The sequence below is a fragment of the Prevotella sp. kh1p2 genome (assembly GCF_900111525.1).
Lineage (GTDB): Bacteria > Bacteroidota > Bacteroidia > Bacteroidales > Bacteroidaceae > Prevotella.
Genome location: NZ_FOHY01000014.1, coordinates 32,308 through 56,800, shown reverse-complemented (window position 1 = coordinate 56,800; position 24,493 = coordinate 32,308). Strand labels below are relative to the sequence as shown.

Below are 24,493 nucleotides of genomic sequence, written 5' to 3'. Positions count from 1 at the left end.
ATTAACTCATGAAATAACCATAATAAGTTAAGTGTCCTTGCTTTGTATGCGTATAATACTTTTCTTTCCAGGACAACTTAAAGAAATCGTTTGTTGCTATCAGCAGTTTCCATCTGTTCTCATCAAATGGTGTATTGAATATGTGCTTCATCACATGCAACTCCTCATTAGAATATGGTAATTGATCTATTGCTTGTCTAAAATCAGCGAACTCATGGTAGAAAATATTCATAATATAATCCATCAAGAAATAATGGATGATGCGTTCATGCTGTTCCCAATAAGCAAACAAACATTCTCGTAAGCACTCGAATACATAGTATCCTTCATCACATCCCATAAGGGATCCCGTCCATCTGCATCCTGAGACAAGCGAATCTTTGTCATAATGTTGTTTAGTAGAAAAAAACGGGGAGAAGGTTACATTTGGAGATTTAACAACCCAGTAGGTTGCATCTATCCACAAGCCTCCATATTTTGCTAAAAGAGAACATCGTAATATATCAGACATATGAGCATAAGAAATCTTCTTTTTATGCCATTTTTCATCTATACTATCAGGTATATCTACATAACCCTTATAGTTCTGAGCAGTAACCACAACAACGTTACACCCTGCAAATTTCTCAATTACCGACTGATAACATTTCTTCACCAATTCTGGCATTTCGTCTTTGCCTTGCCACCAGCACAACCATACGTATCTGGATTTTTCCCGCACCACTCTTGCATCATGATTTTTATATTTAGCTATAATGGGAAAGAGAGATTTCTTTAAATACTTACAGATTATAAGATTATAAGTGTAATTGTAAGAGACCTTTTTAAATAAAGAACACATGCGAGGCAGTATCCTTATTTTCAAAGCATAGCCCACCCCGAATTCAGAGATGTCTAAAATTATGTCTTTCATGTTCATCATCTACAAATAAAAGCGTATACAGCTGTCCGTATCTTTTTCCTCTGGGCAGCATCACAAAAAACAGCATAAAACAACAGTAAAAATATCATTAAGTTGCTCACACTTATCAAGCATAATCTTGCAAACGATTCATTAAACTCCTCCAGAATAAGGTAGCTACACATGCAAGATACCAGGATAGCTACAATATTCGGAAGAAAGGACTTTAAAAATATTCTGGCTATACTGAATTTCTTTATATATTTCTTGAGTATGATTAGATTACATAGGAAAATCGATAAGTAAATCGGAATAAACAGATAATATGCATACGAAGGATTCATTCCTTTTTTGAAACCTATATAAACCAATAACACCATTATAATATTCAGCACGCCCGACACTACATTCAGCCACATTATGTTACCCGTTGCCCCTACAATAGTACCCACTAATCCGTAATTACTTGATATCAGACTGGCTATCAGCGACAGTTTCACGAAGCAGACTGTGTATTCCGGAACATTGACAAGCCATAATTTAAGAACATAGTCTGCTTCTATAAACAAGGGAATACCGAGAACGAGAAACAGGGCATTGGTATATTTGTAGGCATTGATAACAAGTGTCTGCATATAATCAATATCATTGCCCGCATAGCTTTTCACGATTTGAGGCCTGAACGCAGTCACTACATTGAAAGCGAAACCTTTAATGACACCCTGCACCGTGTTGGCTATTCCGCTCGCAGCATTCATAACCGGACCAAAGAACATATTGAGCAATATACTGCAACCTTGTAGGTTTACTGTTTCACTAATATTGCCAAACAGGTTCCAACCCGAAAAGGACAACATTGGTTTCAACATCTCAGGGCGCCATACGAATTTGAACCTGCACTCTTCGTAATGTCTGATACCGTAAATGCGATATATCAATGCGATGATGACAGAAACAGCTAAAGTCAGAATAGCATACAATATCAATTTATCAACATCACTCAGCAGCAGCATGTAAACTATCGCTAATTTAAGAAAAACATTGAGAAGTTCAACATAGGCATAGATGTCCATCTTCTCATGTGCAATAATACACGCATTATATGGGGTCTGAGTAACTCCGACCATCATTGACAGCACCGAAGCCTGATACACTACAAATGCGGCTACCTGGCGGCCTTCGGGTATAACCAACTTGTTCAGAACGAACCACAAGCCAATTGTTTCGGAAAGTACAAAGATACCTAAGGCGATTGAGATATGAATGATTAAAGTACTGTTAAAAGTATCGCGCAATGCTGCTTTATTTCCCTTTCCAATTTCGAATGTAAGAAAACGGGAGGTAGAACCACTCATGGCAGTATTTACAAAAGTGAATAAGGCTATCACACCGCCAACGACATTGTACACACCGTAATCAGAAGCACCCAGCACATTAAGTACTATGCGGGAAGTGTACAGTGAAACCACTACCGTCAGCAACATCCGCACATAAAGTAGCAGAGTGTTCTTTGCTATCAATCTATTATTACCAATCGACTTCAATTACAAATTAACTACGATTAACATTACAGAAATAGGATTTCATACCTATTTTACAAAACTGCATATATAGACAAAAACGGACTAGACAGAACCATGTCGAATAAAATACAAGCCTTCCTTTACAGTTATGTTTTCCCTCTCTGCACAAACAGTAAATGCAGAATTAAAAAGGAAAATAACCGAAAGTCCGCCTATAAGCACAGCTTGCAGCTTCAATTACATCCACATACTATTTTTCGACAAACGTCTTTAACGCGCGCAAAATTACGAAAAAATATTTAAATTGGAAATAAAAAGAGGCGGAAAAGACGGAATGAAGGCAAAAGAATTTGTCCAGTCGGACATCCGGCTTATTCAAACCGAGGGTGCAAAGAGAAAATGGGCACGAGCTGGAAAAGCAAAATTAGATGGTAAATCCAGAGCAATGAGTAACGAAACGGATGGCCTGGAGGGATAAAAAGCGAGCAAGACGAAAGGGTAAAAACGGCTATAAGATAGTTTGACAAATTGCTTTTAAGGACTACGATATTTTCAATCAGGTGTATTATCGGCCGAAAATACGCAAATCCTGAGGCGTCATGTAAAGAACTGATAACCAGTTCGTTATATTTTCCTTACATTATACGAGGCTCTTGGAGTTGCCGTTCAAGGGCCGAGAAGGCCCTTAAAAAGAAAACAAAAGCACCTGAACCAGCCGCTGTAAGCTATGCTTCAAGGCTTCCGAAGCTATGCTGCGGGAATATCAAAGCATAGCTCCAGGAGTTTAGAATACAAAAAAAAGAGACACAAGGGGCCAAAAATAGTTCTCTTGCTTTCTATTTCACAAGAAAATGAAGCACGTTTTTCAGGCATTATATATTGACAAAACGCCCATCAGACAACCAGCCTTGTCTGAAGCGGAATACAATCTTGCGGGGCCGCATGGGTACATCGTCAGCCGATTTCGACTACGCCGTGAGGCAAACAGTAATTGATTGCCAACTCCGCAACTGATAGATGGAGAAATCATGTAGCAAGTCAACGTCCTTACTCATGGCATGCAAAACACAAAACCCGTACAGAAACAACGGACACAAGACAAAACAGAGAGCGCCGAAGCAGAAAATTCAGCTTTTTTATTTGTTATTATGTTCTTTTTAGAGTATCTTTGCAACAAATTTAATGACAATGAAAAAAACTCTGCTTTTATTGTTGCTTGCCATTGCCTCGTTAGGAAACGCGATGGCACAACACGAACCTTGGGATATTTACATTACCCCGAAAGTAGGCGCCACGTATTCTAACTTCAGGGGCGTTGATGGTGGCAAATACAAATTAGGCTTCATCGGTGGAGCCAATTTAGAGGTTTTCATCACGCCGGCGGTTGCTTTCGATACCGAGCTTTCATTCTCCCACCAGGGTTCCCACAATTATATCAACCCGGAAACGCAGATGCAGAACGATGCCCGCGTAAACCTGCTGAACTTCGACTTCATGTTTCGCTTCTACCCCATCAGGAGCATACCGCGGCTAAGTCTTTTCTCCGGGCTGCACGGAGCCTATGTTGCATGGTTCAAGGTTAACTACCGCGACATACGTGATGAGGTTCATGGCGGCGACATTGGCGTGCCGGTGGGCATTGGATACGAAGTGGGCAAGGTGGCCATCGACGCGAAATACAACTTCTCTGCACGCAAGATTGCCCACACCGAGATGGCCAAGCATAACCTTGGAGACGCCACTCATTCAGCTTTCATGCTGACGGTAGGCTACAAGATACAAGTATTCTGAACCATTGCCGAAAGCAGGAGAGAGTGCTGAAAAAGACAGCAACACCTCACACCTTATATTATATAGAGGCACACACAACGGCTGCACGGCTGGACAGGCAGTCACACCATAACAGGAAAAGAATGGAAAAAAGAGATTTAAGAATTATCTTCATGGGCACTCCCGAGTTTGCCGTAGAGTCATTGCGGCAGCTTGTAGAGGGTGGATACAACGTTGTGGCCGTGGTAACGCAGCCCGACAAGCCCGTGGGCAGACATCAGGACACGCTCCAACCCTCGGAAGTGAAGAAGTATGCACAGGCACACAGCATACCCGTACTGCAGCCCGAAAAGATGAAAGACCCAGAGTTTATCGAAGAACTGCGCTCCTTCAAGGCCGATTTGCAGGTGGTTGTAGCCTTCCGCATGCTGCCCGAAGTGGTGTGGGCCATGCCCCGTTTCGGCACGTTCAACGTGCATGCAGCCCTGCTGCCGCAGTATCGTGGCGCGGCGCCCATCAACTGGGCCGTCATTAATGGCGAAAAGCAGACCGGCGTAACTACGTTCTTTTTGGATAAGAACATAGATACCGGCAGAATTATTGCACAAAAGACGTTCGACATTCCCGATGATGCCGACGCCGAATACGTGTACAACGGGCTCATGTATCTGGGCGCCGAGATTTGCAAAGAGACCGTAGACAGGGTTATAGAGACCGACGGCAACGTGCCGTCTATGGCCCAGCAAGATGCCCACAACCTGAAACCAGCCCCCAAGATATTCAAGGAAACCTGCGAAATAAACTGGCAACAGCCGGCCAAAAAGGTCTATGACTTCATTCGCGGACTTAGCCCCTACCCCGGCGCCTGGTGCAATGTAACCAGCAGCCAGATAGCCAAATCGCAAGCCGGCACCATGCTCAAGGTTTTCAAAACGCGCAAGACCGGTCTCCGAACCCAAGCACCGGCCGGTACGCTGCAGGCTGAAGGCCGCCAGTTACTGGTGGCCTGTGCCGACGAATGGCTCGAAATCGTAACCCTGCAGGTGGCCGGCAAGAAGCGCATGGATGCCAAAGACTTCCTGAACGGCATTCGTCTATAACAGGATGCAACGCTTCCTAATCCCCCGGGAGCAAAGCCTGCACTTACTGAAAGCAGGCCTTTGCCCGCCCGAAAGCAGGCCGGTGAGAATGACGCAAAAAACAAGCAGGAACGAGAAAATACACATTGAATATTTGGGGAATACTTATTTTATTGTTACTTTTGCGTCAAACAACGAGACATGAATCAAGCTGAAGATATAAAGAATGCCGTCAGAGTGCTCAGAGAAGGCGGCGTAATACTCTACCCTACCGACACTGTATGGGGCATAGGATGCGATGCAACGAACGCGGAAGCCGTGGCCAAGGTTTACAAAATCAAGCAGCGCGAAGACTCCAAGGCTCTTATCTGCCTGGTGGACTCCGATGCACGCCTGCAGCGATACGTGCGCAACGTGCCTAATGTGGCGTGGGAACTGATAGAGGCGGCCGTAACACCCATGACGGTCATACTGGACGGTGCCGTCAACCTGGCGCCTAATCTGATTGCCGAAGACGGTTCCGTGGCCTTGCGCATTACCAACGAGCCTTTCTCAAAGGAGCTGTGCTACCGCTTCCAGAAAGCCCTCGTAAGCACGAGTGCCAATATCAGCGGCCAACCTGCAGCCTCCAACTACAGCGACATCAGCCCGGAACTGCTCGAGGCGGTAGACTACGTGTGCTTTTCACGCCGCCAGGAACACAAGCCCCACACGCCTTCTACCATTATCAAACTGGCGAAAGACGGCGAAATTAAGATTATACGCAAGTAAGAGAACGTACCGCCGGCAGGCCATCCGGAGGGGGCCGGCCTGTCTGCAGGGCATCTCTGAAACCTGCCTGTCACTATGATTGAAAAGATTATAAGCTGGAGAGAGGAGCATCTGTCGGACAGACAGATGACGATTATCTTGTCTTTCTTCATCGGCTTCTTTGCCTCCGTGGCCGCCTATGCCCTGCACTGGATTATCAGGCAGATACAGATGCTGCTCACGGCAGGCTTTACCAGCACGTCCTATAACTGGCTCTATCTGCTTTTCCCGGTTGTAGGAATCTACCTGACCTCCCTCTTCATCAAGTACATTGTCAAGGATAACATCTCTCATGGCATTACGCGCGTGCTCTACGCCATATCCTCCAAGCAAAGCCGCCTGAAGGCTCACAACTGCTGGTCGTCGGTCATCGCATCGGCCATCACCATCGGTTTCGGCGGTTCCGTTGGTGCCGAGGCTCCCATTGTGCTCACAGGTTCGGCCATAGGCAGCAACTTGGGCCAGTTCTTTAAGCTGCAGAACAAGCAGCTCCTGCTGCTTGTGGGAGCGGGAGCAGCGGCCGCCATCGCCGGTATCTTCAAGGCCCCGATGGCCGGAATGGTGTTTACGCTCGAAGTGTTGATGGTAGACCTGAGCATGGCCTCCATCATTCCTATCCTCACGGCGTGCGTAACGGCAACCTGCTTTACCTACATCTTCGTGGGCGAAAGCTCCATGTTCTCCTTCCACCTGGACTCCGCATGGGTGCTGGAACGTGTTCCGGCCAGCATTCTGCTCGGCATTTTCTGCGCTATTACGGGTCTTTACTTCATGCGGATGATGACGGCTTGCGAGAATGTTTTTGCCAACATGAAGCGCCATCCCTATCTCAAGCTCATCTCGGGCGGTCTGCTTCTCAGCATTCTCATCTTCCTCTTCCCTTCTCTCTACGGCGAAGGATACGACACGCTGGGCATTCTTTTGAACGGTAAAACGGAGGCCGACTGGAACGTAGTGATGAATAACTCGCTCTTCTACGGCCACGGCAACCTGCTGATTGTCTACATCGGGCTCGTCATGTTAACCAAAGTATTTGCCACATCGGCCACCAACGGCGCCGGTGGCTGCGGCGGAACCTTCGCGCCGTCGCTGTTCGTAGGCGGTTTTACGGGGTTCTTTTTCGCCCGCATCTGGAACATGCAGCAGATAGGCGTCTATATTCCGGAGAAGAACTTCACCCTCTTAGGCATGGCCGGAGTGCTGGCCGGCGTGATGCACGCGCCGCTCACGGGCGTGTTCCTCATAGCCGAACTCACGGGCGGCTACCAGCTCTTCATGCCACTCATCATTGTCAGCGTGGTTTCGGTCATGGCCATCAGCATCTTCGAACCTCACAGCATCTACGCCATGCGACTGGCCAGGGAGGGCAAACTGCTAACTCACCACACGGACAAGTCCATCCTCACGCTCATGAACTTAGACAGCGTGATAGAGCGCGAATACTCATCGGTAACGCCGGAAATGCCGCTCGGCAAACTCGTTCACGCCATCAGCGACAGCCACACCAGCTTCATGCCGGTGCTGGACCACGCCGGCACGCTGCTGGGAGAAGTCGACATACGCAAGATAAGGCACATCGTATTCCGCACGGAGCTGTACAGCAAGTTCACCGTCCGGCAGGTTATGACGGAAATACCGGCCACACTGGGCGTGAACGACCCGATGGAAGAAGCCATGAAAAAGTTTGAGAAGACCAACGCGAGCTATCTGCCCGTTGTCGATTTGGACAACAGAATGATAGGTTACATATCCCGCACGCGCATGTACTCCATGTATCGCAAGCTCGTAGCCGACTACTCTGCCGAGTAGTTTCGCCCGCCCATGCCACTGCATCGGCCCCCTTTATCGGTTCAGTACGCCCTTTGCCAGAGTGCAGCAGGGCAGATTTAAAGGTGCGGAATGTGGCAGTCAGGAACTTTCGACACCTGTCGCACGATTGTGTGACACTTGTCGAATTCATGTGCGACACTTGTCGAAAGTTCCCGAAGCATAGCTTTGAGACTAAAAACGGAGGCCATCGAACACCTGGCTGGCATGAGTATTCTACCATTCCCTGCTCTTTTTAGGCTCCGATTCTCAACGTGCATAAACGCAAAATCCCGGATTTCAGTCCGTCGTATCAGAATACTTACGGACTGAAATCCGGGATTTGTGCAACTGAAAACACCGCTGCGCACGGGCTGCAAGAGCGCAGTCCGCCTGCTGCTTACGGCGTTAGAGGTCCCAACCCACGGCAGATGCACCGAGCACTGCTGCCGAAGAGCCGTCGAGACCACTAACAAGGAACTTCGGTTTGTCGCGGAAGATGTTCAGTGCATGTTCCTGATAGCTGCGGCGGATGGGTTCCATGATGAGTTCGCCGGCCTTGGTCAGACCGCCGAAGAATATGAACGCCTCGGGTGAGGAGAAAGCTGCAAAGTCGGCACAAGCCTCGCCCAGCATCTCTCCTGTGAACTCGTAGATTTCCTTTGCAAGCTCATCGCCCTTGCCGGCGGCAATGGAGACGTCGAGCGAAGTTATGTCCTCGGGTTTCAGTTGGCGCAGGAGCGAGTCTGTATCGCGTGTAGCAAGAAACTCGCGAGCCGTGCGTGCCACGCCCGTAGCCGAGCAGTAAGCCTCCAGGCAACCCGTACGGCCGCAGCCGCAGGGGCGTCCGTTCTCGCGCCGCATAATCACATGGCCCAGCTCGCCGGCAAAGCCGTCGCAGCCGTAAACAACCTGCCCGTTGATAACTATGCCCGAGCCAACGCCCGTTCCCAATGTAAGCATGATGAAGTTCTTCATGCCTCGCGCCACGCCATAGGTCATTTCGCCGATTGCGGCTGCATTGGCATCGTTGGTGAGGGCCACCGGAATGCCTAATTTATCGGAGAACAACTTGGCCAAGGGAACAACTCCATTGTGTCCCCATATCAGGTTCGGCGCAAACTCTATGGTGCCGCTGTAGTAGTTTCCGTTAGGAGCACCAATGCCCATGGCCTTGATGTTCTCAATGCCTCCTACGGTATCGATGTCTATAATGGCCTGGAGTGCCTCGACCGAAGCATTCACATAGTCGTTCACATCCTGATAAGCCTGTGTCTTGATGGCCGTAGTTGCCTTGATTTCACCACGACTGTCAACAATTCCAAAGACGGAGTTGGTTCCTCCAAGATCCAAGCCGATAACGTACGGCTTCAATTCTTCTGTTCCCATGTTTACTATGTTTAGAATTAATAGATGTCAGGCAAAGGTACAAAAAAGTAGATGAAACCAAACTTTTATTACGCTTTTTTTCACTTGCTAATCCATTATTTTCATCCTCCGGTTATCTATTCTCGGGTAAATTGAGTAACTTTGCAGCCGAATTAGAACAAAGACATGCCATTTCCTATCCATATAGACATACTTGACATCATCTTCAAAGGCCTGCTCATCGGCATCATTTCGTCTGCCCCAATGGGTCCTGTAGGTGTGTTGTGTGTACAACGAACGCTGAACAAAGGCCGATGGTATGGCTTTGTTACGGGCGTGGGAGCCGCTGCGAGCGACATTATCTACGCCCTGATAACGGGTTTGGGCATGAGCTTCGTGATGGATCTGATTACCAATCCCACGAACTTCTTCTGGCTGAAGATATCCGGCAGCGTCATTCTGCTGCTCTTCGGAGTCTACTGCTTCAGAAGTGACCCGACGAAGAACATGCACATCAGTGGCAAGAAGAAAGGCTCGCTGTGGCACAACGGCATTACGGCTTTCCTTGTGACGTTCTCCAATCCCCTCATCATCTTTCTCTTCATGGCCGCTTTTGCACAGTTAGGCTTCGTGATACCCAACCGCCCGGTGGAGATGGGGTTTGGCTTTCTGGGCATCATCATCGGCGCACTGGTATGGTGGTTCGGCCTTACCTGGCTCATTGACAAGGTGCGGGGAAAGTTCGATAACTTCGGTATTCAGATTATCAACAAGGTTATAGGCAGCGTCGTTATCCTGATATCGCTCATCATTCTCGTAGGAACGATATTCAATCTCTACACGTTCCATTATTAAGGACGGCCGGTGCGCTTGCCATTCATCAGCTTTTTTGCCAATATATGTACATTGCTCAGGAACTAAGAAAGAAATCAATAGCCGAATATCTGCTCTACATGTGGCAGATAGAAGACGTCATCCGCGCCTACGACTGTTCGCTTACGCGCATTCGCAGGGAGTATATCAGCCGGTTCGACTATACCGAAGAACAGAAAGAAGAGGAAGCAGACTGGTTCGGGAACATGGTTACCATGATGAACCAGGAAGGCAAACGGGAGAAAGGACACCTGCAAATTAACCAGGTGCTGCTACAGGACATCATCGACCTACACATCCAGTTGCTCGAATCACCCAAGTTTCCGTACTACAACGCAGAGTACTACAAGGTTCTGCCTTTTATCGTCGAGTTGCGCCAAAAGGGCGACAGTGAGGTGAACGAGATAGAGACTTGCTTCGATGCTCTGTACGGTGTGATGATGCTCCGCTTACAACACAAGGAGATTACGGCCGAGACCGAGCACGCCCTTCAGGAAATAACGACGTTCATCGGCATGCTTTCCGACTACTACATCAAGGACCACAAGGAGGGTCTTGACTGGGGAGAGCTCGGCTAACTATCAACAGTCATAAACTTAAAGCAATATGAATATATTAGTAACAGGCGCCAACGGGCAACTGGGAAACGAAATCAGGCTCGTCAGCAGCAAGTCTAAAGACCACTATCTCTTTACCGACGTCGTTGCTACCGAAGGCTTGCAGACCACCATTCTGGACATTACGAGGATAGAGGACATACGCTCCGCGGTACGCGAAAACAACATCCATTGCATCATCAACTGTGCTGCCTATACGAATGTAGACAAAGCCGAAACGGCCGGTGACATCGTGGAAACACTGAATGCCACTGCACCCGAGAACCTGGCCATTGCCATGAAGGAAGTGGGAGGCCTGCTCGTACACATCAGCACCGACTATGTATTCGGCGGAGATCCCTACAATACGCCCTGCAAAGAAGACCAGCAGGGCACGCCAACGGGTGTTTACGGACTGACGAAGCTGCACGGAGAACAGAAAATTCAGGCCACCGGCGTCGACCATATCATCATCCGCACGGCATGGCTCTACTCCGAATTCGGCCACAACTTCGTCAAGACGATGCTCAACCTCACCCAAACCAAGCCCCAGTTGCAAGTTGTATTCGACCAATGCGGCACACCTACCTACGCCGGCGACCTGGCTGAAGCCATTTACAACATCGTTGAGAACAGGAAATACGAGAACAACACCGGCATTTACCACTTCTCCAACGAGGGTGTTTGCTCATGGTTTGACTTCACGAAAGAGATTGCCCGCCAGGCCGGAAACACCACATGCGACATCCAACCCTGCCACAGCAGCGAGTTTCCCTCGCCTGTCAAGCGCCCTGCCTACTCCGTTCTCGACAAGACAAAGATAAAAGAAACATTCGGCATCAAGATACCTTACTGGACCGACTCACTCCACACGTGTATCGGGAAACTGAAAGCAAACCAAAGCATTTGAGCAGGCAATGAACGAAATACAGCGGCGAAGAACCTTCGCCATTATCTCTCACCCGGATGCGGGCAAAACAACACTGACCGAAAAGTTCCTCCTCTTCGGTGGTCAGATACAGGTTGCAGGAGCCGTAAAGAGCAACAAGATACGCAAGACGGCCACCAGCGACTGGATGGATATTGAGAAGCAGCGCGGCATCTCGGTGTCAACATCGGTCATGGAGTTTGACTACGAGGGCTATAAAGTCAACATTCTCGACACGCCGGGACACCAGGACTTTGCCGAAGACACCTACCGCACGCTCACTGCTGTTGACTCCGCCATCATCGTTGTGGACTCAGCAAAGGGCGTGGAGACCCAGACCCGCAAGCTGATGGAGGTATGCCGCATGCGCAATACGCCTGTAATCATCTTCATCAACAAGATGGACCGCGAGGGCCGCGACCCCTTCGACCTGCTCGATGAGCTTGAAGAAGAGCTGCAGATAAAGGTCCGTCCGCTCTCCTGGCCTATCGGACAGGGTCTGCGCTTCAAAGGAGTGTACAACATATACGAGCAGCAACTCAACCTCTTTACGCCCAACAAGCAGCGCGTAACCGAAAAAGTTGCGGTCGACATCCAAAGCAAGGACCTCGAAGAACACGTTGGCGAAGATTATGCCAAGCGGCTGCGCGACGACCTGGAACTTGTTGACGGCGTTTATCCCGAATTCGATGTAGACAGCTACCGCTCGGCAGAAGTAGCTCCGGTGTTCTTCGGTTCGGCCCTCAACAACTTCGGTGTACAGGAGCTACTCAACTGTTTCGTGGAGATAGCTCCCAGCCCCAAGCCCACCAAGGCCGAGGAGCGGATGGTTCAACCCGAAGAACCCAAGTTCACGGGGTTCATCTTCAAGATTACCGCCAACATCGATCCCAACCACCGCAGCTGCATAGCATTCTGCAAGGTGTGCTCGGGCAGGTTCGTTCGCAACCAGCCTTACCAGCACGTCCGCCTGGGCAAGACGCTGCGCTTCAGCTCACCCACGCAGTTCATGGCACAGCGCAAGAGCACGGTCGATGAAGCCTATCCCGGCGACATCGTAGGACTACCCGACAACGCAGGCACTTTCAAGATTGGTGACACGCTCACCGAAGGCGAAGACTTGCATTTCCGCGGACTGCCGAGCTTCTCGCCAGAGCTTTTCAAATACATTGAGAACGACGACCCCATGAAGTCGAAGCAGTTCCAGAAGGGGCTGGAGCAGCTGATGAACGAGGGCGTTGCCCAGCTGTTTGTCAACCAGTTCAACAACCGCAGGGTTGTAGGAACCGTGGGGCAGCTGCAGTTCGAGGTCATTCAATACCGCCTGGAGCACGAGTACAACGCCAAATGCCGCTGGGAACCGGTGCACCTTTACAAGGCGTGCTGGATTGAAGCCGACGACGACAGCGAGCTGGAAAACTTCAAGAAACGCAAGTACCAGTACATGGCCAAGGACACCGAAGGCCGCGATGTGTTCCTGGCCGACTCGGGCTACGTGCTGAGCATGGCCCAGCAAGACTTCAAGCATATTAAGTTCCACTTTACATCAGAATTTTAGCTCACTGCGAGCTAAAATTCTCCTTGTGGAGAGGAACCTTTCAGTTCATTCGGTTTTTCCGCTTTGCTGCTTCTCAATCGGGACGCAGCACCATCTCGAAACCTTTATCATCACCGCCATTCCGGGCACTTCCTTCAGCAGATAATACTTCTTGCTGGAACGCACCAGCTTGCCCGTAAGGCCTTTCAGCAGTCCGTGTGTCACCAAGACGGGCGTGCCCGACTTGAGCTTTGCCTCGTCTTCACGCAAGTACTTGCGCATCTCTATCTCCGGATTACACATCACCTGGAACTCGTACATCTGCTTGGCAGGTATCTCATAAAAGTCGCTGTCGTCCTTCGACTTGCGGACAACGCTCAACTTGAACGGTGCATCGGCTATCACCTTACGCAGCAACTGCTCGTCACGGTCCTTTTTCACAAACAGCAGATTGCGCACTACGGGGCGCAGTACGTGCCTTATTTTCTGTTCCTTTGGGTCAACGATATCAGTATATTCCATTGGCACAAAATAAGTTAGGCCTTTGTCCTTGAAGTATTGTGCAACCTGTTTCAGCCTTAGCGTGAACAGTCGCAGCGCATACCAAGTACAGTTGTCGTCTGCTATCTCGGCGGTAAACAGCGGATTCTCGCTGTCCGTATTTTGCTCTCTAATTGTATTTTTGTCTGGATTTAAGTCCATACAGTATGCTAAATATGATGCAAATGTAATGATTTTATGCTGAAAAACCAAATTTAGCAAGCTCAAAAAAGCGGCCGTTGCCCCCTTTCTTTCCTTTTTCTTGCTTTGTACCATGAGGCCGCGGCAGGCCTGAATGGCTACTGCTAAGGGTCAGTTGAGGCTGCTGCAGGGAGATTATCGGCAACAGGGAGGAACTTTTGACACTTGTCAAACAATCGTGCGACAAGTGTCAAATTCATGTGCGACACTTGTCGAAAGTTCACGAAGCACTGCTTCAGCACGTCTGATAACGTTAATTTGTCCGCTTTGTTTGATACTTCAAGCTATTTGTGTTATATTTGCCGTGTAAACGAACCATCCATGAAGAAACTGCATCTCCATCTGCTCCTCCTCTCGCTGCTTTGCAGTCTGCTCGCCCCTGCGCAGGAACTGGAGTGGCACCGCGTAGCTACGGCAAGCGAAATAGACGACAGCTCCGCCTTCGTCATCACCTTCCGTACCGACCAATACTATCACACGCTCGTGCCGCGGCTTTGGAACGAGGAGCTTTCGGCCGACATCCATGTCTACGACAGCAACGGTTTCGCCGACACCTCCTACCCTGCAGTCTCGGCAGAGTTCATCGGCAACACGACGACCTTTCGCTTCGAGAAGGCCGACAGCCGCTGGCTGATGCGTAACGTGGCCAGCGGAAAGTACGTGGGATGCGTGTCTAAGGTGCCCGAGAGGCACACAGAATGCTTCAACCTCTTCAGAGAAAGCAGCGAGGCTGCTGACAACAAAGACTTTACGGTTACGTTTGAGCAACGGCCGAGCGGACTGTTCATCAAGATTGGAGGACTGTATCTGGTGCATCAGGAGCAGTCGAAAGGCTACCGGCTGAAGTCTAGATGCGATGCCGAAGAGGAGATTGAACTGTACAAGGGCACAGCCAGAGAACCGGAAAAGACCATGACGCTGAACGAAAACGAGGACTTGCCGGGAGTAGAAAACTTCAAGGGAAGCGTCTCGTTCGTGCGCACTTTCTACGACGGTTACTACAACACGCTCGTCCTGCCGTTCGATGTGAAGGACTACCGGCAGGTGTTCGGCACCGGCACCACGGCCTACCAGCTGCGGCAGGCCACGGCAGAGACGCTCTCGTTCGTGGAAGTTGCGCCCCATGAACCGCTGCGGGCAAACCGTCCCTACTTACTTCGGGGAACCTTCAGCAAGAGCCCCTACACGATAACCGGCGTGAACTTCGGCCACAACGAGGCCGATGCCGACGTACCGGTTGCGGCAGGCAGCGTGGTTATTCACTGCCTGTACGGCAGGCAAAACGTAGGTGGAAGCAACTATTATATACTGTGGAAAGACGGTTTCTACCGCTGCACGCAGCTTAAAAGCGACGTGGCGGTAGAACCCTATAAATGGATGGTGGCCGTTGACGAGGCCAATAAAAACGCTGTCAGGCTGATGGTGAACGGCTCCGAAGTCCTCAATGCAATTGTTGCAGGCCCGGAAGAAGCCGGTTCGGAGCCTGCCGTCTACAATCTGCAGGGCATCCGCCAGACCGCCCCCTGGCGCAATCTGCCTGCCGGCATCTACATCACGGGCGGGCGGAAAGCGGTCAGGAAGTAGCCATGCAGGCAGCACCGGGCCCCTGCAACCAGTTCTCCACTATCTTTCTTCCATCGGGTGTGAGTACGCTCTCGGGGTGAAACTGGATGCCGCGGACATCGTACTGCCTGTGGCGAAGCGCCATGATGCAGCCGTCATCGCTCTCGGCAGTAACCTCGAGGCAGTCGGGCAGCCCCTCTCGCTCTACCGCCCAGCTGTGGTATCGGCCCATCATAAACCGCCCGGGCAGCCCCCTGAAGATGTAGTCATTGCCCAACCGTCGGCCCTCAGTGGCCACTCCGTGATACACTTCGGAGAGGTTCACGAGCCTTGCCCCGAACACCTGGCCGATGGCCTGATGGCCCAGACAGACGCCCAAGATGGGCTTGCGGCCGGCATAAGCACGGATAACGTCGAGCAGCAGGCCCGCTTCCGACGGAATGCCGGGGCCGGGCGAAAGGATGATTTTATCGAAGCTGTCCAGCTGATTGAGGTCAAACCTGTCGTTGCGGAACACAGTTACCTGCGCTCCCAGCTCCTTTACAAGATGTACGAGGTTATAGGTAAAGGAATCGTAATTATCTATCACTACTACTTTCATATCTTTTCGGCTATGCGGATGGCCTTCACCAAGGCTCCCAGTTTATGGTTACACTCCTGCAGTTCGTACTCGTCGTTGCTCTTGGCCACCACACCGCTGCCGGCCTGGAACCACAGTTCGCCGTTGCGGCTCACAAAAGTGCGGATAACGATGGCCTGGTTCAGCTCGCCATTAAAGCCTATCACGCCGATGCAACCGCCATAGGCGCCGCGGTCGTGGGGTTCCAGTTCGCTGATGATTTGCATGGCTCTGACCTTCGGAGCGCCGGAAAGCGTGCCGGCGGGAAAGGTGTCTATGAACTCTGCTACGGGCTTGGCGTCCTCATTCAGCGTACCGCTCACCCGGCTCACCAGGTGGATAACGTGGCTGTAAAACTGCATGTCTTTGTAGAAATCGACCTTTACGCCATGACAGTTACGGCTCAGGTCGTTGCGTGCCAGGTCCACCAGCATCACGTGCTCGGCGTTTTCCTTGGGGTCGTTGCGCAGGAATTCGGCGTTCCGGCGGTCGTTTTCCGGGTCTCCCGTGCGCTTGGTAGTGCCTGCAATGGGGTCGATGAAGGCCCTGTTGCCCACAATCCGGTTGTGCGTCTCGGGCGAGGAACCGAAGATACGGAAGCCTCCGAAATCGAAATAGAACAGGTACGGGCTTGGATTAACGGAGCGCAGGGCACGATAGAGCTTGAAGTCGTCGCCCTCGAACTTCTGCATGAACCGGCGCGAAACAACAATCTGGAACACGTCACCGCGCAGGCAATGTTGCACGCAGCGGCGTATGTTGGCCTTGTGTTGCTCGTCGGTGAGGGTGCTGCGGATGTCTCCAACGGGACGAAAACCGAAAGGCTGCACGTTGGCACGGGCCATGAGCCGCTCCAGCTCGTCAAGATGAGCCTCGTCGGAGAGCGTGATGAGCTGCATGCGATTGTTGAAGTGGTCGAACACGATCAGGTCTTGATAGAGAATGTAGAGCATGTCGGGCGCATCGTTTTCAGCCATTCTGGTGTCCTTTACAGCAATGTTCTCGAAGTAGCGCACGGCATTGAAGGCCGTGTAACCGTAGATTCCGCAGAACCGGCTGCCCTCTCCCGTAATGCTGAAGGCATGCAGGAAGGCATCGAGCGCATTGGCTACGGCCTCCTTGCAACCTGCAGCGGGCAGGTGCGAGGTGGCAACGGAGCCGTCGGGAAACGTGGTCAGCACCTCTCCATGACTCACTGCGAACGATGCAAGGGGATGAATACAGATGAAGCTACGGCTGTTCTCGGTGCCGTGATAGTCGGAACTTTCGAGCAGCGCGCTCTGTGGAAAGAGGTCGCGCAGCCGCATGTAGACGCCAACTGGCGTGTGGAGGTCGGCCAGCACGGTGCGTGAGGCGGTCCGGAAGCTGAACAGTTGATTAGAAGTTGCCATACTCTTTAGCCATAGGTTTGTTGTTCAGATAAGTTTCCACATCCTTGTCGCCGCGGCCGGAGACGGTGAGCACGACCACATCCTGGGGCTTGAAGTGCATCTTACCCAGTGCAGCCACGGCATGGGCGCTCTCTATGGCGGGGATGATACCTTCCATGCGCGTGAGCTCGTAGCCTGCATAGATGGCCTCATCGTCGTTCACAGCGAGCACTTGTTCCCTGCCTTTGTCGGCCATGTTGGCGTGCATGGGGCCAATGCCGGGATAGTCGAGCCCGGCCGAAATGGTGAAGGCTTCCTTTATCTGGCCGTCATCGGTCTGCATGACGAGCGTCCGCGCGCCGTGGATAATGCCCTCCGTGCCGCAGTGTATGGTGGCTGCGGTGTAGGCGGTATCGGTTCCGTGACCGCCCGCCTCGGCCAGGACAATCTTCACGCGGTCGTCGTCAACGTAATGGTAAATGGTTCCCGCGGCGTTACTTCCACCTCCCACGCAGGCCACGAGGTAGTCGGGATAGTCGCGGCCCGTCTTCTCCAGCAGCTGCCACTTTATCTCTTCGGAGATAACACTCTGCATTCTGGCCACGATGTCGGGGTAAGGATGGGGGCCCATTGTTGAGCCCACGAGATAGTAAGTGTCTGCAGGATGGCTGCACCAGTCGCGTATCGCCTCCGAGCAAGCATCGCTCAGCGTCATGTTACCCGTTGTTACGGGATGCACGGTGGCGCCGAGCATGCGCATGCGTTCTACGTTGGTGTGCTGCCGCTGCACGTCGGTCTGACCCATGAAGACCTCGCACTGCATGCCCATGAGTGCGCATACGGTGGCCGTGGCCACACCATGCTGGCCGGCGCCGGTCTCTGCCGTGATGCGTGTTTTGCCCATGCGGCGGGCCAGCAGTATCTGTCCGATGGTGTTGTTTATCTTGTGAGCGCCCGTGTGGTTCAGGTCCTCGCGCTTCAGAAACAGGCGACAACCGTACTTGCTGCTCATCCTGCGGGCCTCGTAGAGCGGCGACGGACGGCCCACATAGTCGCGCAGCAGCTGATGGTACTCGTCTCTGAACTCCTTGCTTTCGATTATCGGGAGGTAGGCATCTTGCAGTTCGTGCACGCATTTATACAATATTTCGGGTACGTAGGCGCCGCCGTAACGGCCGAAGAACCCCTTGTTGTCTACTAAAAAATCACTCATTTGCTATTCTTAATTAATGTATTACTTGCAGTGAGGCCATCTCACTATCGTAGTGAGGCCATCTCACTATCGTAAGGAGGCCATCTCACTATCGTAGTGAGGCCATCTCCTTATCGTAAGGAGGCCATCTCCTTATCAGAAAGAGCTATGCTTCAAGCCTCCAAAAGCTATGCTCCGAGCGCCTTGAAGGTATGCTTCAAGGGCCTTGAAGGATAGCTTTTACTGCGATGGATGTAAGTTGCTGATTATGAGCTCAATGCGTCTTGGAGCAAATCCAGGGCCCGGTCGGCGTCATGAGTCTCGTTGAGCAGGGTTACGAACTTGCTTCCAATGATGGTTCCGGCGGCATATTGGCGGGCACTCTCCAGCGTCTGGCGGTTACTGATGCCGAACCCTATCATGCGGGGATTGCGCAGTTGCATGGCGTCGATGCGGCGGAAGTAAGCCTGCCGACCGTCGTCGAAGCTCTGGCGGGTGCCCGTTGTGCCGGCCGAACTCACCATGTAGATGAAGCCGTCGGTATGACTGTCGATGTAGCGGATGCGCTCTTCCGACGTTTCCGGCGTAATCATCATGATTACACGCACGTCGTAACGGTCGGCGACGGGCTTCACCACCGCCTCGTAATCATCGAAGGTGAGGTCGGGGATGATGGCTCCCGAGACGCCGCTCTCCACACAACTGCGGAAGAAAGCCTCGATGCCGTAGTGCATCACCACGTTAAGATAGCCCATGAGGATGAGCGGTATGTGCACGTCGGCCTTGATTTCGGCGAGCTGGGAGAAGAGTTTGGTGAGCGTCATGCCGTTCTTCAGCGCCACCGTGGCAGCGTTCTGGATGACAGGACCGTCGGCCAGCGGGTCGCTGAAGGGGAAGCCCACTTCTATCATGTCTACCCCGCGGCACTCGAGAGTCTTGATGACCGGGCCCGTGATGTCGGCCTCCGGACAGCCTGCACAGAAGTACAGGGAGAAGATCTTGCGGTCTCTGTTGCTGCTGAAAAGCTGGTTTATCTTGTTCATTGTCTGATTGTTTCAATAAAATTTCTTAGTTTTTCCACGTCTTTCAGGCCCGGTTGGGTCTCAAAACGGCTGTTCAGGTCGATGCCGGCCATCATCGGATGGGCCACGGAGCGGATGCTTTCGGCGTCGTCGGGCCCTATCCCGCCGCTCAACAGGAAAGGTATGTCGCCGTCGTATTCGCTCAGCAGTCTCCAGTCGAACCTGTTCCCGCTCCCGCCCTTGCCGCTGCACTTCGTGTCAAAGAGCAGCATGTCAACGGCTCCCGCATAGTCCTTCCACCTGCGCAGGTCGGCCGGCGAGGCCACGCTGATGGCCTTGATGATGCCTATGCCGGGCCTGATGTCAGGGTCGAGGGTGCTGCGCAGGTTCTCGCAGGTCTCCCGCGGCTCGTCGCCATGCAGCTGGATGAAGTCGAGACGGTAGCTGTAGACGCGCGTCACGATGTTCTGCGGCATGTCGTCCACAAACACCCCGACCCGTTTAGGCTGCCGGCTGGCGTCGCGCAGCTGCTCTCCCCGGCTCCGGCGGAGCCGCTCCTCGGAGTAGTCGGGTATGATGCCGGCCGCTGAAGAAATCATTCTGACGTAGCGGGGACTCTGCGGCCAGAACACAAAACCCATCATGTCGATATCCAACTGGGCCACGGCGGCAATGTTGTCTCGCTCGCGCATGCCGCATACCTTTATCATCATTCGTTTCATTTGCTGTTTTGTATTTTTGTTTCAAAGGTAATTCTTTTTCCTGAAATATCAGGTCTTTCGCTTCAATTTCCGTCTTTCGGGACTGCCGAAAGCGTGTTGATGAAGTCGCCCAGCGCCTCTCCGGGCATTGCGGAGCGCATGAAATGCTCGCCCATCAGGAACCCCCGGAAGCCGGCTTCGCGCAGTCGGAGCACCGTCTGCACGCTGCCAATGCCGCTCTCGCTCACCTTACACGCAGCTGCGGGCAGCCGGCTGGCCAGGCGGAAGCTGTTCTCAACGTCGGTGTGAAAAGTTCCCAGGTCGCGGTTGTTGATGCCGTACATGTCGGGAGCAATCTCCACGTAATCCAACTCGTGCTCGCCGTGCATCTCCAACAGCACTTCCAAGCCCAGTTTATGGGCTTTCTGTGTCAGCTCGCGGCAGGTTTCAAGGGGCAGTACGGCGGCTATGAGCAGCACGGCCGACGCTCCGCAGAGGCGCGCCTGACAGAGTTGGAGCTCGTGGACGATGAAGTTCTTATATAATATAGGTAGCGTGACGCCCGACCGGCGGGCCGTGCTGATGTACTCATCGCGGCCTCCGAAGTAGCGGTTGTCGGTCAGTATGCTCACTGCAGCTGCCCCGTTGTGCTGGTAACTCAATGGAACTTTCTCGGCATTGGCATCCTCGTGTATCCATCCCTTTGACGGTGACTTGCGCTTGAACTCGGCTATGATGCCCGTGCCGGACTGCATCAGCGCCTCGCGCATGGACGGCACGGGCTCGGCGAGCAGGGGTTCCGTGAGCCTGTACAGCTGCTCAAGCGAGTTGGTTTGCAGGAGCAGCTCCATCTCACGGCGCTTGTTTGCTACTATTTCTTCGAGTATATCCATGCGTGTTTATGAATTCAGTTCAACAAATTTCCTGAATGTAGCGTACGCCTTGCCGCTCTCCAGACTCTCGCGGGCCATGTCGATACACTCTTCTATGGGCTTGCGGCCTTTCTCCATGACCTGTATGCCGAAGCCGGCATTGGCCAGCACGATGTTCTTCTGTGCCGCGAGGGCGCGGTTCTCCAGTACGGCGTCGAATATTCCGGCGGCCTCCTCCTCGGTTGCTCCTGCCACCAGCTCTTCGGGTTTGGCAAGTTCAAAACCCAAATCGGCCGGCTTGAAGACCTTTTCATACTGGTTGGTGGTTACCTTGAAGTCGCTCGTGAGCGATATCTCGTCGTATCCGTCGATGCTGTTCACGATGCCGTAGTCGATTCCTATCTTCTGATAAACGCTGTTGTAGAGCCTCATCTGGTCCAGATTGGCCGTGCCGAGCAGCTGGCACTGCGGCTTCGAAGGGTTGATGATGGGGCCCAGAAGATTGAAGAACGTGGGAAACGGCAACGCCTTGCGGATGGGGCCGACGAACTTCATGGCCTTGGCAAAGAGCTGGGCGTGCAGGTACACGATGCCTGCCTCGTTGAGTGAGCGGTTCAGCTTGTCGATATCGTCGGTGAAAACCACGCCGTGCTCCTTGATGACATTCGACGCTCCGCTCACTGAAGTTGCCGCGTAGTTGCCGTGCTTGGCCACCTTGTAGCCTGCGCCGGCTATGACAAAGCAGGCCGTAGTAGAGATATTGAAGGTATTCTTGCGGTCGCCGCCCGTTCCAACCACGTCGATGTAGCGGTCACAATCCAACGGCACGGGCACTCCTGTGGCCAAGATGCCTTCGCGGAAGCCCAATAGCTCGTCTACGGTGATGCCCCGCATCTGGATAGCAGTGAGCAGAGCGGTAATCTCCTCGGTTGAAAACTCGTCGCGGGTAATGCCCACCAGAATCTGCTTAGTCTCCTCACGAGTGAGCTCCTCGTGGTTCAGCAACCTGTTGAAAATGTCTTTAGCTTTCATATTTCGTTGTATTTTTGATGATTGTTCTGTTCAGTCAGCGCCAAAAAGAAAGAGGCCTGTCGTAAGAACGGCAGGCCTCTCGGGATATCTTTCGGTTGATTTATATCTACACGGCTTCGCGACTCACGACTTATTTAATCTTGAGCTACGCCACCACCAAGAAGTAGATACTGTAAATGTCATCATCTCGCTGTTTGTTGTTAATTGCTTGCAAAGATACATTAATCTGCCGAAACAGCAAACATACGGGGCATAAAAATTACGGATTGTTATGTTTTTAACATTTTCTCCTTATTATATATAGTTGTCTACGGTTTGCTGCGCAACGGCAAAAGCATTGCAGCAGTATCGCATCTGTCACTCTCCCACTGCGCAGCAAGCATGCCCGTACCGAAAAAAGTGGGCCTGCATGTAATAAAGACATACGTGTAACGTTCTTTTAATAAAGACAACTTATACAAAAGCCTATGAAGTATTTTACCCCTGAAGAAATGAAACCGTCGGAGCAGACCCTAAATCTCATCAGACAGATAGCCCACACCTACCGTGTAGTCAACATTAACGGGCGAAACGAGAGCTACTGCCTGAACTAAGGAACCACGCTGACTATGAAAACAATTATATCTCCCTCGCTGCTTGCGGCCGACTTTCTGCACCTGCAGGAAGAGGTGGAAATGATAAACAGAAGCGAGGCCGACTGGCTTCACATGGACGTGATGGACGGCGTGTTCGTGCCCAACATCTCTTTCGGTTTCCCCGTCATTGAAGCCGTGGCCAAGGTTTGCAAGAAGCCGCTCGACGTACATCTCATGATTGTGCAGCCCGAACGCTACATCGAACAGGTAGCCCGAACGGGCGCCATGATGATGAACGTGCACTACGAAGCCTGCACTCATCTGCACCGCACCGTACAGGATATACACACCCACGGAATGAAGGCCGGCGTTACCCTGAACCCGTCAACTCCCGTCAGCATGCTCGAAGACATCATACAGGATGTAGACATGGTGCTGCTGATGAGCGTGAACCCGGGTTTCGGAGGCCAAAAATTCATTGAGAACACCATCAGCAAAATTGAAAAACTGAAGAAAATCATCCGCCAGAAAGGCAGTCACGCCCTGATACAGGTAGACGGCGGCGTGCAAGCCGAAACCGCCCCGCGGCTGGTAAAGGCTGGAGCCGACGTGCTGGTGAGCGGCAGCTTCGTGTTCAAGTCAACCGACCCGCTTTCTACCATCCACGCCCTGCGCGAGCTGCACCCCTAATCGAGCTGCAGCGCTATGTCGTATGTCTTGGCCATACGGCGCAGGTTCAGGATGGCGTAGCGCATGCGCCCCAGTGCCGTATTGATGCTTACATTAGTTACCTCGGCAATTTCCTTGAACGACATGTCCTGATAGAAGCGCATAAAAACAACCTCGCGCTGCGTTTCGGGCAGCAGGTTCATCATCTTCTTCACATCGAGCAGCACCTGGTCATTGATGAATTTGTTCTCGATATTGCCGTCGAGCATCTCGCAACCGAAGTTCGACAGGTCGTTATCCTGCCGCGCCTCGACCACGTTATCGCGCTTCTGCTCCCTGAAACCGTCAAGCATTATGTTGCGTGCAATGCGCAAAACCCACGCACTGAACTTACCGTTACTGGTGTATTTGCCTTGGCGCAACTTCACTATCACCTTCACAAAAGTTTCCTGGAAGATGTCATTGGCCTTCTCCTTGTCGTGTACGACAAACAATATATAAGAGAAGACTTTCGACTCATTGCGCTGCAATAAAATGTCGAATGCACTATTGTTTCCATCTATGTACGAAAGAGCCAACTCTTCGTCGCTCATTGTCTCAAGATTGTTCATTCCTTAAGATTTTTGTATTAAGTAAATGTTCTGTCAATAGGCAACGTGATTTTATTGTATTTAATGTGTTAATTAATCTTGCGACAAAGATAAATACTTTTCTCCATACAGCCAAATAATTTACCATAAAAAAGAGGTTGGCGCAGGAAGCTACCAACCTCGAGGGACGATTTCGAAACTTCGAAATCATTTAAAATCATGCAGCAAATATAAAATATATATTCCACAAAAGCAAATATTTCTACCTAAAAATGAGATAATTAACACATGCGGCCTCTCGATTAAAGCGCACCGGGAAGCCGAAATGCACGATAAACAGTGCCATTAAGAGCCCT

24 protein-coding genes are annotated in these 24,493 nt (G+C 51.6%); 12 read left to right on the top strand and 12 right to left on the bottom strand.

All coding sequences use genetic code 11. The features are described from left to right. Position 1: 1 nt before the first annotated feature. Complete coding sequence (locus BMW31_RS09385; protein WP_177166304.1) at positions 2-913, bottom strand: capsular polysaccharide synthesis protein; 912 nt, start codon at positions 911-913, stop codon at positions 2-4. Positions 914-918: 5 nt separating this feature from the next. Continuing rightward, complete coding sequence (locus BMW31_RS09380) at positions 919-2,421, bottom strand: MATE family efflux transporter (protein WP_091824632.1); 1,503 nt, start codon at positions 2,419-2,421, stop codon at positions 919-921. A 307-nt stretch (positions 2,422-2,728) separates the two neighbouring features. Here BMW31_RS09380 and BMW31_RS13490 point away from each other — a divergent pair, with 307 nt between their 5' ends. The 5 genes from BMW31_RS13490 (at position 2,729) to BMW31_RS09360 (ending at position 7,892) form a co-directional block, all read left to right on the top strand. Beyond that, positions 2,729-2,902, top strand: a complete 174-nt coding sequence (locus BMW31_RS13490; protein WP_177166303.1) for a hypothetical protein — start codon at positions 2,729-2,731, stop codon at positions 2,900-2,902. Between the two features lie 710 nt (positions 2,903-3,612). Further along, on the top strand, positions 3,613-4,215 hold the full coding sequence (locus BMW31_RS09375) for an outer membrane beta-barrel protein (RefSeq protein ID WP_177166302.1): 603 nt from the start codon (positions 3,613-3,615) through the stop codon (positions 4,213-4,215). 122 nt (positions 4,216-4,337) lie between these two features. Then, positions 4,338-5,294, top strand: coding sequence for a methionyl-tRNA formyltransferase (gene fmt / locus BMW31_RS09370; RefSeq protein WP_091824626.1), 957 nt, complete (start codon positions 4,338-4,340; stop codon positions 5,292-5,294). A gap of 180 nt (positions 5,295-5,474) precedes the next feature. Next, on the top strand, positions 5,475-6,044 hold the full coding sequence (locus tag BMW31_RS09365) for an L-threonylcarbamoyladenylate synthase (protein ID WP_091824623.1): 570 nt from the start codon (positions 5,475-5,477) through the stop codon (positions 6,042-6,044). A gap of 75 nt (positions 6,045-6,119) precedes the next feature. Next, the gene (locus tag BMW31_RS09360; RefSeq protein ID WP_255404925.1) at positions 6,120-7,892 is read left to right on the top strand and encodes a chloride channel protein; all 1,773 of its coding nucleotides are present in this window, start codon (positions 6,120-6,122) and stop codon (positions 7,890-7,892) included. 405 nt (positions 7,893-8,297) lie between these two features. Here the strand turns inward: BMW31_RS09360 and BMW31_RS09355 are convergent, their stop codons facing one another. Further along, positions 8,298-9,278: an ROK family protein gene (locus BMW31_RS09355; protein WP_091824618.1), complete on the bottom strand. Its 981-nt coding sequence runs from the start codon at positions 9,276-9,278 to the stop codon at positions 8,298-8,300. A 165-nt stretch (positions 9,279-9,443) separates the two neighbouring features. Between BMW31_RS09355 and BMW31_RS09350 the strand changes: the two genes are divergently transcribed. The 4 genes from BMW31_RS09350 to BMW31_RS09335 are packed head-to-tail and all read left to right on the top strand — an operon-like array spanning position 9,444 to position 13,212. Then, positions 9,444-10,112 carry a LysE family translocator gene (locus BMW31_RS09350; protein ID WP_091824614.1) on the top strand — a complete coding sequence of 223 codons (669 nt, stop codon included), beginning with the start codon at positions 9,444-9,446 and terminating at the stop codon, positions 10,110-10,112. A gap of 44 nt (positions 10,113-10,156) precedes the next feature. Continuing rightward, positions 10,157-10,708, top strand: a complete 552-nt coding sequence (locus tag BMW31_RS09345; RefSeq protein WP_091824611.1) for a DUF4924 family protein — start codon at positions 10,157-10,159, stop codon at positions 10,706-10,708. A 28-nt stretch (positions 10,709-10,736) separates the two neighbouring features. Then, positions 10,737-11,636: a dTDP-4-dehydrorhamnose reductase gene (gene rfbD / locus BMW31_RS09340; RefSeq protein ID WP_091824607.1), complete on the top strand. Its 900-nt coding sequence runs from the start codon at positions 10,737-10,739 to the stop codon at positions 11,634-11,636. A gap of 7 nt (positions 11,637-11,643) precedes the next feature. Continuing rightward, a complete protein-coding gene (locus BMW31_RS09335) occupies positions 11,644-13,212 on the top strand; it encodes a peptide chain release factor 3 (protein WP_091824603.1) in 1,569 nt (522 codons plus the stop codon). Between the two features lie 45 nt (positions 13,213-13,257). Here the strand turns inward: BMW31_RS09335 and BMW31_RS09330 are convergent, their stop codons facing one another. Further along, on the bottom strand, positions 13,258-13,893 hold the full coding sequence (locus BMW31_RS09330; protein WP_091824600.1) for a UpxY family transcription antiterminator: 636 nt from the start codon (positions 13,891-13,893) through the stop codon (positions 13,258-13,260). Between the two features lie 360 nt (positions 13,894-14,253). On the opposite strand from BMW31_RS09330, the gene BMW31_RS09325 reads away from it, so the two are divergent. After that, on the top strand, positions 14,254-15,516 hold the full coding sequence (locus tag BMW31_RS09325) for a hypothetical protein (protein ID WP_091824597.1): 1,263 nt from the start codon (positions 14,254-14,256) through the stop codon (positions 15,514-15,516). Here the strand turns inward: BMW31_RS09325 and BMW31_RS09320 are convergent. From BMW31_RS09320 to trpD, 7 genes are all read right to left on the bottom strand, one after another. Continuing rightward, on the bottom strand, positions 15,506-16,096 hold the full coding sequence (locus tag BMW31_RS09320; protein WP_091824594.1) for an anthranilate synthase component II: 591 nt from the start codon (positions 16,094-16,096) through the stop codon (positions 15,506-15,508). The two genes, BMW31_RS09325 and BMW31_RS09320, sit on opposite strands and share 11 nt — an antisense overlap. After that, complete coding sequence (locus tag BMW31_RS09315; protein WP_091824589.1) at positions 16,093-17,505, bottom strand: anthranilate synthase component I family protein; 1,413 nt, start codon at positions 17,503-17,505, stop codon at positions 16,093-16,095. The genes BMW31_RS09320 and BMW31_RS09315 overlap by 4 nt, the downstream gene beginning before the upstream one ends. Then, a complete protein-coding gene (gene trpB, locus BMW31_RS09310) occupies positions 17,492-18,697 on the bottom strand; it encodes a tryptophan synthase subunit beta (RefSeq protein WP_091824586.1) in 1,206 nt (401 codons plus the stop codon). Before trpB ends, BMW31_RS09315 begins: the two co-directional genes overlap by 14 nt. A gap of 245 nt (positions 18,698-18,942) precedes the next feature. Next, positions 18,943-19,719 (bottom strand): tryptophan synthase subunit alpha, encoded by a 777-nt coding sequence (gene trpA / locus BMW31_RS09305; RefSeq protein WP_091824583.1) that lies wholly within the window; start codon positions 19,717-19,719, stop codon positions 18,943-18,945. Continuing rightward, positions 19,716-20,411: a phosphoribosylanthranilate isomerase gene (locus tag BMW31_RS09300; protein ID WP_091824580.1), complete on the bottom strand. Its 696-nt coding sequence runs from the start codon at positions 20,409-20,411 to the stop codon at positions 19,716-19,718. Before BMW31_RS09300 ends, trpA begins: the two co-directional genes overlap by 4 nt. 71 nt (positions 20,412-20,482) lie before the next feature. After that, positions 20,483-21,292 (bottom strand): indole-3-glycerol phosphate synthase TrpC, encoded by an 810-nt coding sequence (trpC, locus tag BMW31_RS09295; protein ID WP_091824578.1) that lies wholly within the window; start codon positions 21,290-21,292, stop codon positions 20,483-20,485. A gap of 6 nt (positions 21,293-21,298) precedes the next feature. Beyond that, positions 21,299-22,303, bottom strand: a complete 1,005-nt coding sequence (trpD, locus tag BMW31_RS09290; protein WP_091824574.1) for an anthranilate phosphoribosyltransferase — start codon at positions 22,301-22,303, stop codon at positions 21,299-21,301. A 467-nt stretch (positions 22,304-22,770) separates the two neighbouring features. Between trpD and BMW31_RS13590 the strand changes: the two genes are divergently transcribed. After that, positions 22,771-22,896 carry a hypothetical protein gene (locus BMW31_RS13590; protein ID WP_255404924.1) on the top strand — a complete coding sequence of 42 codons (126 nt, stop codon included), beginning with the start codon at positions 22,771-22,773 and terminating at the stop codon, positions 22,894-22,896. A gap of 15 nt (positions 22,897-22,911) precedes the next feature. Next, positions 22,912-23,568 carry a ribulose-phosphate 3-epimerase gene (gene rpe, locus BMW31_RS09285; protein WP_091824571.1) on the top strand — a complete coding sequence of 219 codons (657 nt, stop codon included), beginning with the start codon at positions 22,912-22,914 and terminating at the stop codon, positions 23,566-23,568. Here rpe and BMW31_RS09280 read toward each other — a convergent pair. Further along, entirely contained in the window at positions 23,565-24,158 is a 594-nt protein-coding gene (locus tag BMW31_RS09280; RefSeq protein ID WP_091824567.1) for a sigma-70 family RNA polymerase sigma factor, read from the bottom strand. The two genes, rpe and BMW31_RS09280, sit on opposite strands and share 4 nt — an antisense overlap. Positions 24,159-24,493 lie beyond the last annotated feature (335 nt).